This is a genomic window from Hymenobacter sp. YIM 151858-1 (assembly GCF_025979705.1).
In the GTDB taxonomy this organism is placed as follows: domain Bacteria; phylum Bacteroidota; class Bacteroidia; order Cytophagales; family Hymenobacteraceae; genus Solirubrum.
Window position 1 is genome coordinate 65,596 of sequence record NZ_CP110137.1, and the last position, 13,690, is coordinate 79,285.

Here is a 13,690-nt window from a genome sequence, read left to right on the forward strand (position 1 = left end):
CGCTGGATAATCGGACAGCTGCACCCGTTTGATCGAGGCCTAGCGTTTCGCGAATTTGCTGTAAGCGCGTAAGCTATCGGCATACTATTACGAACTTGAATCTTTCAGTGAAATAAAGTTGCAAACATGAGAGCGTACTTTGATTTGTCTACTTCTTATCTATACCTTTCTAAACTCGTCAGAACAGCACTTTAGCAATCCAATGGGATTATTTGATTCGCAAAAACCTGATCTTAAAGCACTATTCCTTAAACTTTTCAACTGTCCTGATGAACAGGCAGTAGAGAAACTTATACTACAGAATGCAGATATCTTCGCTCCTCCTTCCAATTGGAAGCCACTGGGTGGGAGCGAGAATATGTATGGGGTGATTGAAAACCAGCAGGCTTCGCCTATTGCGGCGCTTGTGGAGAAGATAACCAACTCCATTGATGCTACCCTCATGCGTAAATGCTATGAGGCAGGAATCAACCCGAAGAATGGAACGGCCCCCAAAACGATGGAGGCGGCCGTGAAACAATTTTACTCGGGCCAGGCGGATAAGTGGGACCTTAGCTCGTTCCGCAAGGCACAGGCGGAGAACATACAAATTGTTGCTTCTGGTGCTAGAATGAATACGTCGCTCACCATTTACGACAATGGCGAAGGACAGCACCCCGAGAAGTTCGAGGACACGTTTTTATCGTTGCTGCGTGGCAATAAGAACGAAATCCACTTTGTCCAGGGCAAGTACAACATGGGCGGTAGTGGCGCTATTGTGTTTTGCGGCAAGCGGGGTTATCAACTTGTAGCTTCACGGCGCTATGATGGCACTGGGCCACTAGGCTTTACATTGATCCGGGAGCATCCCCTGACCAAAGAAGAGCAAGGCTCACGAAAGAACACATGGTACGAATTCTTAGTGTTGGACGGCCAGATTCCGTCCTTCCCTATTACGGAACTGGATCTAGGTCTGGTGGGCCGTTCGTTTACAACCGGCTCTGTTATCAAGCTCTACTCCTACGGGCTGCCGGAGGGTTCCCGGTCTGTTATTTCTCGCGACCTTAATCAAAGCCTCAATGAGTTTCTGTTTGAGCCGGCGCTACCGGTGCTGACGGTTGACACGAAGGAGCGGTACCCCAAGGATAATAACCTAGAGCGGCCTCTTTTTGGGTTGAAGCGCCGCTTAGAGCAGGACGACAAGGAGTATGTGGAGCTGAACTTTGTAGAGGACTATACCGATGCGCTGTTTGGCAAAATGAGGGTATCAGGGTATGTGTTCAATACAAAGGTCGGCGGCAAATCAGCAAAGGACACGCGGGACTCTATCCAGCGGGAGTTTTTCAAGAACAACATGGCCGTGCTTTTCTCTATGAACGGGCAGGTGCATGGACACTATTCTTCGGAGTTTATTACCCGGGCGCTCAAGCTCAATCTGCTGAAGAACCATTTGCTGCTGCATATAGACTGCACCAATATGAGCTATGAGTTTCGCAAGGAGCTATTCATGGCCTCGCGGGACCGGCTGAAGGATGGAGAAGAAACGCGGGAGCTGCGAAAGTTCTTAGCCGCTAAGTTGGGTAAGGCAGGTGGAAGGCTGGCCGAAATTGAGAAGAAGCGGAAGGATGCTATCTCGGTTGACGGTACCGACTCTAAGGACCTGCTGAAGAATGTAACCAAGAACATTCAGCTCAACCCAGATCTGCTAAAGCTGCTCGGTAGCACCTTTAAGCTAGACGAGAAGAAGGCACAGCCTGAAAAAAAGGACAAACCGGAAAAGAAAGCGTCCTCCAAACCACAGCCAGAACCTTTCAAGCCACAGCGTTTCCCTTCGTTTTTCAAGGTGAAAGGCAGTCCCGACGGCGACAAAGTACTTACTGGCATTCCACTGGGCGGTGAGAAAACCATCCGCTTCACTACAGACGTTGAAAATCAATATTTCAACCGGGTGGATGAACCAGGCGAATTGAGGATAGCCTTGCTCGATACGAAACGTGCTACTGGCAAAGGCGGTGTGCTCGAAAGCAACCCCACGCGAGTGGAAGAGGTGCTAAACGTGAATGTGAGCAGCCCGCAGGATGGTAACATTCGCGTTACGATGAGCCCAAATCAGGATACCCAGGTTGGCGACGCTGTGAAGCTGAAAGTGTCCCTCACGGCGCCCGGCCAAGAGCTAGAGGAAATATTCTGGGTGAAAATTGCTGACAAAGAAGCTCCACCTAAACCGGCACCCCAGCTCGAAGAAGAACCTTTACAAGGTCTACCTGATCCAGTTTTTATGTATCAGGAGCCCAAAGAGGGCGCAGCTACTTGGGACCAAATGGAGGCGCAGGGTATATCTGTCAACCATAAGACGGTAGTGCATCCAATGGCTTCAGGTGACAGTCTCGAGAAGATTTACATCAACATGGACAGTACTGTGCTGAAGAACTTCCGCAGCAAGTACCGCCATATTAACGAGCAACAACTAGAAGTAACTGCACGCAAGTATTGGACGGCAGTTTATATGCATACCCTTTTTCTGTATAGCATCACCAAGAATCGGAAGTATCAAATAACACAGGCTAAAGCTGGTGAGCAAGATCCAGTAGATGTAGCTGATTACATCAAAGACCTGTTTGAAAACTTCTACTCAGATTTTATTCTGAATTTCGGAGGAATGGAAGAAATGATGCAGGGGCTTGTCGATTAAACATCTTTCAATTGTTGCACAATATGCAACAATTCTTCATGGCCGTTCTTAGGATCATAACCAATTATATTAACCTTAAAATCTTTGCGCCACCGATCAACCTCAATATTAGTGAGGTTGTCCTTACTAATCAATGCATAATGATTAGGAGAACCGCCATGGAAAATATTATGAATAAATCCTAATAATAAATTCAGCTCTGGATCATTCAATGAAGTGCCGATAAACAAAACATTGTAAAAAGAAAACATCAATTGCAATACACTTTGATATCCTCTCTGGTTATATATTATATTTCGATAATCTTTCTCTGTAATTACTATGTCCTGCGGAGCACTTCTTGCATCACCATGTGCTTTGAGAATAAAAGGCTCTCCTGATACTATATTATAATTTATTGTAGACGCATCCTTGTAACTCAATACTGTAGGAAAGTCGCCAGTTTTACGCACATAAGCTTTCTCTATTAAAGTGTCATAATTTGTTGTGACTATGAATTTATGCTTAATCTCTAGTATCGCGTCATGTGTCGCCGTAGGTTGTTTTGTTTTGTCATCAAATACTTTCTTGATATGCTCTGGAAGTTCAGACGGCAAAATGTCCTTAAGCTCTTGAGCAAGCATCAAATATCTTGTAGGGTTTGGAGCAAGTTTCCTAAATTCTTCGGCTCTTTCTTCCGAGAGGTTTGCGACCTCTTTCGCGAGGTCTATTAATTGCTCAAGTAGTTTGGGCCAGCCAGGTAACCCAGCCCCCTCAGACACACCCGCCCCTATATACAATCCGCAACGGTTGTTCCTTATGGCCTCAATGAGGTCTTTAGGTATAGTAACTGCCATATTAGTTATATTCGAAATAATTGAAATTGTTTAACATATAACTAAAAACTTTATTGCGAGTCATAAAGTTAGATTTGTCTCCGCCATCACGATTGAAAGCATTTATGTATTCAAATGTATACTCATTGAAAGTGTTAGGTGATTCAAGAAGTTCCTTTGGATTTTTATTGTATTTTTTTCGCCTAACTTCAAATGACAAGAGCTTTTGAGCTATGTTAGATGCTTTCACTTTCTTGATACGATCATGATTTAAGAATAACATATAAAACATATCCACAAATGTCCATTTATTTTTGAAAACACCTTTTGCATGAGCATTTATTTGATCCATCCATAACAGAACTTTTTGAATTTTTGCAAACTCGGGCATACACTCATTTGCATCAATATCAGCAAAGTTAGTGTATAGGCTTTTTAAGCTAGCAGCATTCAATGGTTTGGTTTCACCATAAAAAACTAAACAAACGGCATGGTCTAAATAATCCTGATGTTTATATCTGCTTTCCAAAATTCTGCTATTTTTAAAGAAAGTATGAGTTTCAACCACACTTTGGATCATGAATCCAAGATTACTTGCTAAAGCATGTCTTAATTCAACAGGTATCAAGTTCACACCCATTTGCAGTCTCGCAAATAGTGTTCTGATTTCACTACTAGTAGCCTCTTCCACAATTGACACACTCAGCTTATAGCTTAATAACTTGGCCTTTTGTTCTCTTGTCAAATCGGAATAATATAGATTTTTGTGTTCAATACCCTCAATCTCAACGACATCGAGCTTTACTCTATCATTTACAAATTCAACAATGGAATTTAGTCTCTGTTGACCATCCGCAACTTCATATTTATATGTAGGGTTTTGGGGAGTATGCCTAAAATAGAACTTAGGCAAATCATATCCATTTAGTATTGAATCGATAAGTAGCTTCTTTTTCTCTAGCCTCCAAACAGGCGCACGCTGATATTGAGGAGCTGGATTTATAGTATCAATGTTTTTGTGTAGCTCAGAAATTGTCCAAGTAGTAGTTTCTGCTTTCATGTATTAAAGGACCTATATAAAACATGCAGCACATCCTACTTCTTCCTCATCATCGAGGTTATCAAGGAGGAAAGCGCTATTGGAAGATTTGCTTTTTCGTTGTTTGGCTAAAGCATCCAGCTTAATTTGTCGGATGCGTTCTGGCTTGATAAGGTCATCTAGTGACTCTTCCATCCAAGTGTAACCGTCTTTTTCGTATGCCTTTGCCATTGCAAAGGTTTTTGGATCTTGCTCATACAGCCACACCCATTCTATTTTCTGTTGGAAAAAGCAGAAATAACAGCCAGAGCGGCTGCGTGCATACTCACCTTTTTGCCCGTCTACTTCGAATGTGCGCTTCTCATAATAGGCTGGTACGCCTACCCCGCTAGTGCGCAATTCATGAAAGATATCGGCACGAACCAAGTTATCCTCGTTGTCGACAAGGGAAAACTCGGAAGCCTGTGCCAATGGGTAAGCAGTGTCACGCAGCATGGCAAATACCACGCGGTTAAACAAACGTACATCAACATCGAGCAGTGCATTAAGCTTCTGCGTCTGGTTGAAGCCGCGGGCTAGAGGCATTTCCACCACAGGAAGTAGGCGCGGCTGTTGAGCCAGGTCAGCCATTTCCCGGTAGAGGCTACTTAAGCGGGGCAAGGCATCAGCCTGGAGTACTTTTTGAATGACGTCTTCGCTCCAGATGTTGCGCCGAAAAGGGAATATGGACTGAATATTCGGCTTGCGTGAAATGTAGCCTTCACGGTCTTCGTCGCCTCGGATGCCAACATAGGACACAACCGGGTCGTCGCCTACAAACTGTTCGAAGGGTTCCAGCTTCAGCTTCTTGGTGCACCACCGTGCGCTAGATGAAGGCAAGTATCCCCCGTACACTTTCACAAAGTGGTCAAAAGAATCTTCGGGACTATCGGGGGCCGCGTTCAGGTGGATTATCTTCTTACCCAGGTAGTTTTCCAGATTACTGATCAGAGTATAAGTCTCTGGTAATTCCTTGCCCGTATCACAGAAATAGTATTCTAAATCTAGCTCAGGGTGCTTTTTGCGCAAGTAGATGGCCAAAGCGGCGCTGTCTTTGCCGCCCGAAATGCCTAATACGTGCCGGAGAGGCTTGTTTCGCATGGGTGTTCTATAGATGCTCCTGTAAAAGGCGAGCCAAAATAGCCAAACTTCTAGGTTTGTCGTCGCCTAGCAGGTCACGAATTTTACTTTCCAACTCCTTTTCAGCGGTGCTAGTTTGCTTGGGCCGACGAATAACGCGGGCCCGTTCCTTGGTGCCGAACATGGATATGCCCACACGGACAATATCCTCAGCTTCGGGGTCGATGACGGTTTTGGTCAGCTCGCAGAGGTTATCGAGCTCGTGAATACGCTGTACAAACCTATCCTGAAAAATACGCTCGTCGGTATCGTCGAAGTCCTTTAGACTTTTGGTGAGTAAGGCCGTGGCCATGGAATTTAGCCAAGCTTCCCGGTCATCGAGCTTAGACATAACACGCTCACGGAACACGACCAGCTCCTTAGGTAACTGATGCGGCTCTAGGCTTCGGAAGCGTTCCTGCAAGGCACGTTTGTACTGCTCAAACTCAACGGATTTACCTACTATATGACTGCTAATGGCTTGCTCCATACGCAGCAGCAAAGCAGGATACGCTTGCCGGATGAGGCCGATGTTGTGCTGTAACGCCTGCACGTACCGTTCACGGGTAATTGCATCCTGCTGTAGAGCAGGAAGCGCAAAGCCCAGAGCCCCTGGAAACGTTTCAAAAAATGCTGCTTGGGGGTCCTTAGCCGTTACAATGGTTTCGCGGAGCCTGAGGGCTGGTGCAGGCAGATTGCGTGTGCGCTTGGCATAGTCAGGCAATTGACGATAGAACGTCAGGAAGGGCTTGATTGACTCAATGAACGTCTTGTTGGAGAGACGCTCAATAGTGCCCAGCTGCAGCATTTCCCGGTACTCATTGAACAACGCCAGCTTTTCAGGAAGAAGCTCAAAAGCCTTAACCGAATACAGCGCTGGGCTCTTGGTGAACAGATCCACCACCTCGGGGTTCAGGTCGGGAATGTACTTCCCTTCTTCACCGTAAAGCGCAAACTCATGACGCCGGATGAAGAGAAAAATAGGCACCCAGAAGTCAATGAAGCCCTGCTTGAGCTTGAATGGCTTGCGCAGTAGCAGATTCATTAGCTCCGAAATCTTCAGCTTGCCCTCCTGTGATTGTTGCAGGAAATTGTCGCAAGCCGCCCACAAAAGCTGGAATGTAGGCGCTGTGGGCGGCATAAGAGCATACTCACCGTTAAATCGGCCGTGCATACCTGTATCCTGCAGCAGCGACAGGTAAATGGTCTTTTCGGGCGGATAGTTTTTGGTAGGAAAGTCCAGATCGGGGTACTGCCATTTATTGAATAGCGCCCGAATGAAGTTTTTGCGCGCCGTCAGAATAGGCGTCGACAGCTTGGTACGATTTACTAACTCGCTACGATAGGTAGGAGCAGCCGAGTATACTTCCTGTGCAATGTTGGATAAGCAGCGGTTGAATGACCGGCGGTTGTTAAAATTAACCTCAGCGGCCCCGTTGAAGTACCAAGTAATGTTCCCATCGGCATGGTACAGGCTATCCAGAACGTAATGATTGAGTAGAGCAATTTGGTGGTCAATGATACCATCAAGCTCCCGCACGGCTACTTTGTCGTTCAGGTTTTCTTTTCGGACCTGACGCACTTTATCAATCTCACGGATGAGGCGTTTGATCTCGCCCGAACGACGGTAGATACCATACAGGACGGCGCTCTGCCGATCACCCACAGCTTTCCGGAGCGCTGCTGGAGTGATGGTATCGGAGAAAATCAGATTGACAAAGCCATCAATTTCGCCTTGTGGCTCTTCAAGCAAAACGTCATCCGTCATGCGAACTTCGAACACGCGGGGCGTACCAGTCTCGTATGAAGCCTGCTTGGCAGCGATATACGGGAATGTAAAAAACTCACGCAGCCTGGTAGCTACGTCTGTCACCTGCTCTACTAAGGATCCGGCCTCATCAATAGCAAGCTCAATATCCAAGTCGGTGCCTTCAAACAGGATATAGCTGTTCTTGTGCCGTACTAGCCGGATCAGTTTATGTAGCTCCAGCTTTTTGATGGTAGCAGCTGCCGAAGGTAGGCCCAGGCTAACCTGAGCATATGTTTCTAACAGCTCGTCACTGATTTCGGCGCCGGCAGGCGCAAAAATGGACAGTAGACCAATGGTTTTGACAAGCTGTCGGGCCGCAGCAAGGCTCACCTCATCGTCGAAGTATTTTTCCAGCTGGTCTAGAGTAGCCTTCAAGCTAGACCAACGGGTAAAATCCGGGTTGAAGCGCGACGTCAGTAATGAGTAGAAATGGTAACTCAAATAGTCGTAAACATGGCTTACGCTGTAGTACACACCCTCCGCGCCGTGCTGCTCAATACCCAGGTAGTCGTTCGACCGCAGGAACGTAAACAGGGAGCGTTCGTTTTGGCCATAGCGCTGCAAGGCCTGTACTAATACCCCTGCCGAGAGTAAATCAAGAGGCCATACCTGCTGTTGCATCTCAGCCGTACCATAATCGCGCAGAGGAAATGCATGAGCCGCTTTGATGGCCTTGAAAAGCTGCTCGTTTCTGGCCGTGGCGGGTACTGTGGCTTGAGTAGTGGACAGCTGTTTCGCAGCTAAAGCAAGCAGCTGCTCTACCGGCTCGTTAAAAGTGAGTTCCTTCAACCGCCCTTTTACCTTCTCCCACTCAGAGCGCTGCATACGAGTCAACCCAAGAGAGTAAGAACTAACATCCTGGTGAACAGTAGTTAGAAGGAGTATATCCTTGTTGGCATCATTGATATACTCAGCCAGCTGCTGAATAAAGTAGAGCTCTTCTTCCGGGTTCTCCTTGGATGCGTATTCCAAGAATTTCCCAAACTCATCGACGATGAGCACGAGAGCAAACTTCTTTTTCGCCAGTGCCTGGTACTCTTGGTCTATTGCTTCAATGATAGCCGAAGAGGGCGTATCGTTGGTGTCATCGGCCAAGAAGTGCTGAGCCAGCGTTTGCTTCAGCGAAGCGTACTGCCCAACGAAATGCTCAAAGCGGAATGATTTGACGTTTTTAAAGCCTGCCTCGGCATGGAAGTATTCATTACGCTTGGTAAGGGTCTGCTGAAAAGCCCATAGAAAGGCTGATTTACCTGTGCCGTATGCCCCAACAATGTTGAAACAGTGAATCCCAGAGAGGTAGTTGTCGACTATCTGCCCAAAAATCGTCTGAGCATTGCGGGTGGGGATGTATAAAAGCTCCTGCGCTTCATCCCGTACAATGTTAACCGATGGACTAAACGAGGTGGCCATAATACTGCTGCATTACCTCATCGAGGTTAATTAATTCTCTTTTGATCGTCAGCACCCGGTTACCGGCCGTGCTGGAGTAGATGATGGCCGTCGGGAAATGGGCCTTCATCTCTTCAATTTTGTGGAAGAGGCCTTTCTCGTTCAGCGCGAATAGCAAGCCGGGTGAATCAGGTGCAACTTCCAAATCGTTGAAACTGATAGTCTCGCCAAAATGCTCATTTTCCAAAATCGCGCGCAATACTATCTGCCACGGAATTTCTCGCCGTTCTAGATTTTCGATGTGGTAGCGGATACCATCATTTTTAGTAATGGTCAGCAACTCTAGATCCTGCAACAAACCATTTGACTCCTCCTCTACATCGTATTTCTCCTTGTCCTTACCGGAAGGCGCATAGCTGCGGATGAACACCGTGAGGTCAGAATCAAGCGTATTGGCGTTGAGCTGAGAGGTAGCCCCTAGTTCATTGTTGCGGCGAACGATGAACTGTTGCAGCTGAGCACGGCTGAATGAGAAACCTTCTTTGCGAAGCTCATTGAACACGAAATGATAGAGCGAAGCCCGGCCGGTCTTAACTAATAGGTAGTGTAAGTACCACAGGGTTGCGTTGTCTTCAAGATACGGATCGTATCCGTCAGGACCCAGCAACTCGTGAGCTACAGCTTGTAGCTCATCTGCCTCATTTGTAAGACCAAAGGAGCGGAGCCAATACCGTATTGAGTCCACCATATTCTTACCTACACCCAACTTCACCACTGCATCAGCGTCATTAAACCCTCCGCCTGCCTCTATAAAGTCGTACCCTTTCTTCAGCCAGCTGTGGCGGCATAAAAAGGTGTTGTGGCCCTGAAAAACCAGCTTTCCACTAAGCATAGTAGCGACTTTTTTATGCTAAGGTAACGTGCTTGGCAACGGGATACTAAAGGAAATTCCTAATAACTTGAGCATCAACAGGTGTTTACGATTGTGGGCTACCGCCTATCTGGGCAAGGGCTGACCACCGAGGGCTTCCTGCTCGATTACAACACCGAGGCCAGCAAGAAAGACTTCGTGGCTTACATGGAAGCCAAGATTTACGAGCGGTACCGCAAGGGCAAAACGCACAAACAGGGCATCAGCGAGAACACCCGCAAAAACCACCTGAGCAGTCTGATATGCGCTGAAGGCCTTCCGCCCTACCCTCCCCTTCTACAGCCTCAACCAACGCTTTGCCGATGATTTCGACGCTTACTTAAAGAAGCACATCAAGTCCATCAACACCATCTGGGGCCGGCACAAGGATGTGAAGACTTACCTCGCGCTGGCTAAGAAGGACCGCATCAAGTTCGAAGACCCGTACGCCGATTTCGACAATCAATCAGCGCAGGGCCAATGGAAGCCACTGAAGTCGGAGGAACTGTCGCTGCTCTAGGCCTACTACCAGCGCTGCGAACCGCGCTCGGTGCAGCGTCGCGTGCTGCGCAAGTTTGTCTTCAGCTGCAACAGCAGCCTGAGCCTCGGTGACCTGAAAGCCATTCAGTATGCCAAGCTGAACGGCCAGGAGCTGACGTTCCAGATCCAGAAAACCTACGAAAAGAAGCTGCGCGAAATGATGCTGCCACTCACGCGCAAGGCCATCAGCTATTTGGAGGATGCCCGTCGAGAGGAAGGGCTGGCCGGCTTTTATAACTACACCGACCAACACTCCAACCGGGTGCTAAAGCTCATCGCGCAGAAGCTGGGCATCGAAACGAACATGCACCACCACGTCGGGCGTGAGACATTCGGCACCGAGTTCATCCGAAGGGGCGGCAAAGTGGATGTGCTGCAGATACTAATGGACCACTCCAAGATCAGCACCACTATGAAGTATGTGCACGTCGACGACGACATGAAGCGGGCTACCATCCAGATGCTGGATGAGCAAGATAGCACCCGTCCATTAATGAAGGTGAGCTAAAGCAGAAAGCCCCAACCAGGTTAGGTTGGGGCTTTTGTTAACTGCACAAAAGCGGGTATTACTTACTACAAGAAGCTGACACTCAATAATTCTTTCAAACTTTCAAGGTCCCCTACATCATCTGTGCGGTGAATCATACGATGGCAGTTAGCGCACAATACAGCGAAGTCAGTTGCTACATTGTGTTATACACTGACACCTTCTGCTAACGAGTTCAATGGTCTCTGTTAAATCCCTAAACCACAAGCTGTGGCACTTAACTAATTGTGCTACGGCTGGCCTTAACTTAACAATGAAGCTGGTGTAGACATCAATCATTCAACAAAGACTCTAGAGCATTTGCTATCAGGCCGTTATTGGGACATGACAGAGGAAATAGCTATTAGGGTTTGCGCCACTACTTTTTATTCTGTTAACAGCGCCATAAGATGCATGCTGTGAAATAGAAAAGCCCTGGCCGTCAAGCCAGGGCTTTCATCAACTATTCTAATACGCAACTGCTAATAAATAACGCGGATGCCTTGCGGCGAGTGGTGTCTAGTGGGCGAGTTCTGGCTCCAATTTGATTTTAACAGCAGTGCCAAGTGCACCAAAAACACGCTGCAACGTGCTAATAGTTACATTCGAGGCATTGCGCTCTAATTGTGAAATCTGTGCCTTTTTGACACCGATTTTATTGCCTAGTTGCTCTTGAGTCAAACCGTTCTTCTTTCTATATTCTTTAATAGTGCTGGGAATGAGCGCTAATTCCACTGCTTGATCGTATGCCTCTCTTTCCGCAGTGCCAACAACTCCAAAAAACTCATCCTCTAAGTCATTATAGCTAGTCAGTTCTAAAGGCGATTTGTGCTCGACGACGCTCTGTCTCTGGTTTTTCTGTTGCTCTTTCATGGTCATGTGCTGTGTCTGGTGCTGGTGCTTCTGTTGCGTCGGAGTAAGCGGGATTTTCAGGGGCGGCTCTTGTGAGCCAACCCCTGCTTAGTGAGTGTCGCGTTACGAATCACTCCCGAAATGATCCCGCTTAATTCGCTCGGCTTTCTGAATTTCTTTCTTAGGCGTCTTGGGAGACTTCTTGTCTATACCATGGGTACAAACAATGAGTGTTTCTTCGACGCCAGTTGAATCCCAAAAGGCAAACAAGCGATAGGCGTTATTGGCGTCTTCCTCTTTGAATTCCCAGATCCCATCTGAATCGGTCAGCTTCTTAAAGAAACTTCCTTTCTCCCCGTTCTGAACCCGTCGAATCGTGACACCAAGTTCTCTGCGTGTTTCCGAAGGCAAAGCCTTCATGAACTCCCGCGCCTCGGGAGTCATCTTGACGTTAATTTTTTTCTGCATTGGCAGCCGCGTTAAGTAAAGTAATCCGACACCAAGGATGCCGTGTACCGTTTGTACGTCACAAACATACGGATAGTTTAGTTATAACCATACTTTACAGGGCATGAAGTTTAGTTATATGTAAACGAAAGTCCAATTCAAATAGTGCCCGCGTGGACCGGAATCTAACTTTCCCGTTCTGAGGCCCACTTTTTGGGCACTATTTGTAAGCTTCTCCGCTCGGTGATCCAGTGAAAAGTAGAGGTGTAGGTGGGTACCTTTGAGGTGGTCTAGCTAAGCTAGACACTCTTCGGATGTTGTTTGCAGATGGGTTTCGAAGTGGTTGGGTGAGCGATAAGCGAGGGCCGAGTGGCGCCGCTCGTCGTTGTAGTAGGCCATGTAGTGGCTGAGTTCGAGGCGTGCCTCTTCCAGACCGGCAAAGCGGCCGCCGTCGAGTAATTCGGTCTTGAGCCGGCTCCAGAAGGTCTAGGCTTGCGCGTTGTCGTAGCAATTGCCGCGCCGGCTCATGCTTTGCTCAACCGCATGCTCCCTCAGCAAGTCGCGGAAGCGGGTGGCCGTGTACTGGCTGCCCTGGTCGGAATGCACGACGAGTCCGGGGGGCGGCTGGCGCACGGCCAGTGCCCGGCGCAGGGCTTCGCTCACGAGGTCCTTGGGCATGGTTTCGCGCACGTCCCACCCGACCACCTTGCGCGAGCACGCGTCCTGCCAGCCGGCCAGGTAGAGCCAGCCGCCGCCCTGCTTGGGCAAGCAGGTGATGTCGCCGACCCAGACCTGATTCGGGGCGGTGGGGCGCGGCTGGTCCAGCAACCGGTTGGGGGCTACGCGCCGGCCGTGGGCCGAATCGGTGGTGCGCTCACGCAAACGAGCGGGGCTGCTGGGCCCGCAAGCCGTGGGCGGTGAGCACGCGCCGAATGCGCCACCGCCTTACCGGGTGGCCTTCAGCCTGCAGCTCGGCGCGCAGCCTACGCGTGCCGTAGCGCCGCCCGTGGCGCTGGAACGCCCGCACCACCGCCCGCTCCCAGGCCGGAGTCGGTTGCCCACGCCGCTGCCGCCAGGCGTAGTAGCTGCTCGGGGCCACCTGCAGCACCGTGCACAGCTTACGCACCGGCACGGCGGCGCGATGCCGGTCGATGAAGCGGTAGCGGCTCACGGCGTCTCTCTGCTGAGCCTGCGCCTACAGCAGGCAACTGGCCAAGGCTTTTTTTAAGATGTACCGCTCGCGTTCACCCGTTGCAGTTCGGCGCGTAGCGCACGCACTTCCGGGTCGTGGGCCAACTCTTCACTGCCCAACTCGGCGGCGGCTTGTTGCTGCTGCCAGCGGTAAAGCAGCTTCTCGCTGATGCCCAATTGCCGGGCCGCGGCCCGGGTCGAGCGGCTTTCGCCGGCCAGGCGCAAGGCTTCGGCCTAGAACGCGTCGTCGTATTTGAGCCGCTTATCCAGCTTGCTTACCTGCAGGGGTATTGCCATGACGGTAGGAAAATACGTCCGAATTCCTTCCGGCCTCACTGGACC

At 49.0% G+C, this 13,690-nt stretch carries 14 protein-coding genes and 1 pseudogene; 4 read left to right on the top strand and 11 right to left on the bottom strand.

Going from position 1 to position 13,690, the window contains the following annotated elements:
* Nucleotides 1-202 precede the first annotated feature (202 nt).
* The gene (locus OIS50_RS19635; RefSeq protein ID WP_264694564.1) at nucleotides 203-2,671 is read left to right on the top strand and encodes a hypothetical protein; all 2,469 of its coding nucleotides are present in this window, start codon (nucleotides 203-205) and stop codon (nucleotides 2,669-2,671) included.
* Here OIS50_RS19635 and OIS50_RS19640 read toward each other — a convergent pair.
* The 5 genes from OIS50_RS19640 to OIS50_RS19660 are packed head-to-tail and all read right to left on the bottom strand — an operon-like array spanning nucleotide 2,668 to nucleotide 9,774.
* Nucleotides 2,668-3,507, bottom strand: coding sequence for an SIR2 family NAD-dependent protein deacylase (locus OIS50_RS19640; protein ID WP_264694565.1), 840 nt, complete (start codon nucleotides 3,505-3,507; stop codon nucleotides 2,668-2,670). The genes OIS50_RS19635 and OIS50_RS19640 overlap by 4 nt on opposite strands.
* 1 nt (nucleotide 3,508) lies before the next feature.
* On the bottom strand, nucleotides 3,509-4,546 hold the full coding sequence (locus OIS50_RS19645) for a DUF262 domain-containing protein (protein WP_264694567.1): 1,038 nt from the start codon (nucleotides 4,544-4,546) through the stop codon (nucleotides 3,509-3,511).
* 12 nt (nucleotides 4,547-4,558) lie between these two features.
* Nucleotides 4,559-5,665 (bottom strand): phosphoadenosine phosphosulfate reductase family protein, encoded by a 1,107-nt coding sequence (locus tag OIS50_RS19650; RefSeq protein WP_264694569.1) that lies wholly within the window; start codon nucleotides 5,663-5,665, stop codon nucleotides 4,559-4,561.
* Nucleotides 5,666-5,672: 7 nt separating this feature from the next.
* Nucleotides 5,673-8,903, bottom strand: a complete 3,231-nt coding sequence (locus tag OIS50_RS19655) for a hypothetical protein (RefSeq protein ID WP_264694571.1) — start codon at nucleotides 8,901-8,903, stop codon at nucleotides 5,673-5,675.
* Entirely contained in the window at nucleotides 8,887-9,774 is an 888-nt protein-coding gene (locus tag OIS50_RS19660) for a DUF4007 family protein (protein WP_264694573.1), read from the bottom strand. Before OIS50_RS19660 ends, OIS50_RS19655 begins: the two co-directional genes overlap by 17 nt.
* A gap of 81 nt (nucleotides 9,775-9,855) precedes the next feature.
* On the opposite strand from OIS50_RS19660, the gene OIS50_RS19665 reads away from it, so the two are divergent.
* The 3 genes from OIS50_RS19665 to OIS50_RS19675 are packed head-to-tail and all read left to right on the top strand — an operon-like array spanning nucleotide 9,856 to nucleotide 10,840.
* Nucleotides 9,856-10,119 carry a hypothetical protein gene (locus OIS50_RS19665; RefSeq protein ID WP_264694575.1) on the top strand — a complete coding sequence of 88 codons (264 nt, stop codon included), beginning with the start codon at nucleotides 9,856-9,858 and terminating at the stop codon, nucleotides 10,117-10,119.
* Entirely contained in the window at nucleotides 10,061-10,312 is a 252-nt protein-coding gene (locus OIS50_RS20645) for a phage integrase SAM-like domain-containing protein (protein WP_264694705.1), read from the top strand. The genes OIS50_RS19665 and OIS50_RS20645 overlap by 59 nt, the downstream gene beginning before the upstream one ends.
* A 30-nt stretch (nucleotides 10,313-10,342) precedes the next feature.
* Complete coding sequence (locus OIS50_RS19675; RefSeq protein WP_264694577.1) at nucleotides 10,343-10,840, top strand: tyrosine-type recombinase/integrase; 498 nt, start codon at nucleotides 10,343-10,345, stop codon at nucleotides 10,838-10,840.
* A gap of 537 nt (nucleotides 10,841-11,377) precedes the next feature.
* Here OIS50_RS19675 and OIS50_RS19680 read toward each other — a convergent pair.
* The 6 genes and pseudogenes from OIS50_RS19680 to OIS50_RS19700 all read right to left on the bottom strand — a co-directional run bounded on the left by OIS50_RS19680 (nucleotide 11,378) and on the right by OIS50_RS19700 (nucleotide 13,573).
* The gene (locus tag OIS50_RS19680) at nucleotides 11,378-11,731 is read right to left on the bottom strand and encodes a helix-turn-helix domain-containing protein (protein WP_264694579.1); all 354 of its coding nucleotides are present in this window, start codon (nucleotides 11,729-11,731) and stop codon (nucleotides 11,378-11,380) included.
* Nucleotides 11,732-11,833: 102 nt separating this feature from the next.
* Nucleotides 11,834-12,178 carry a type II toxin-antitoxin system RelE/ParE family toxin gene (locus OIS50_RS19685; protein ID WP_264694581.1) on the bottom strand — a complete coding sequence of 115 codons (345 nt, stop codon included), beginning with the start codon at nucleotides 12,176-12,178 and terminating at the stop codon, nucleotides 11,834-11,836.
* A 273-nt stretch (nucleotides 12,179-12,451) separates the two neighbouring features.
* Nucleotides 12,452-12,628, bottom strand: a pseudogene (locus OIS50_RS20610) (IS3 family transposase); the annotation flags it as partial.
* A 15-nt stretch (nucleotides 12,629-12,643) separates the two neighbouring features.
* A complete protein-coding gene (locus OIS50_RS19690; protein ID WP_264694582.1) occupies nucleotides 12,644-13,039 on the bottom strand; it encodes a DDE-type integrase/transposase/recombinase in 396 nt (131 codons plus the stop codon).
* Nucleotides 13,032-13,328, bottom strand: coding sequence for an IS3 family transposase (locus OIS50_RS19695; RefSeq protein ID WP_264694584.1), 297 nt, complete (start codon nucleotides 13,326-13,328; stop codon nucleotides 13,032-13,034). Before OIS50_RS19695 ends, OIS50_RS19690 begins: the two co-directional genes overlap by 8 nt.
* Before the next feature lie 53 nt (nucleotides 13,329-13,381).
* The gene (locus OIS50_RS19700) at nucleotides 13,382-13,573 is read right to left on the bottom strand and encodes a transposase (protein ID WP_264694586.1); all 192 of its coding nucleotides are present in this window, start codon (nucleotides 13,571-13,573) and stop codon (nucleotides 13,382-13,384) included.
* Nucleotides 13,574-13,690 lie beyond the last annotated feature (117 nt).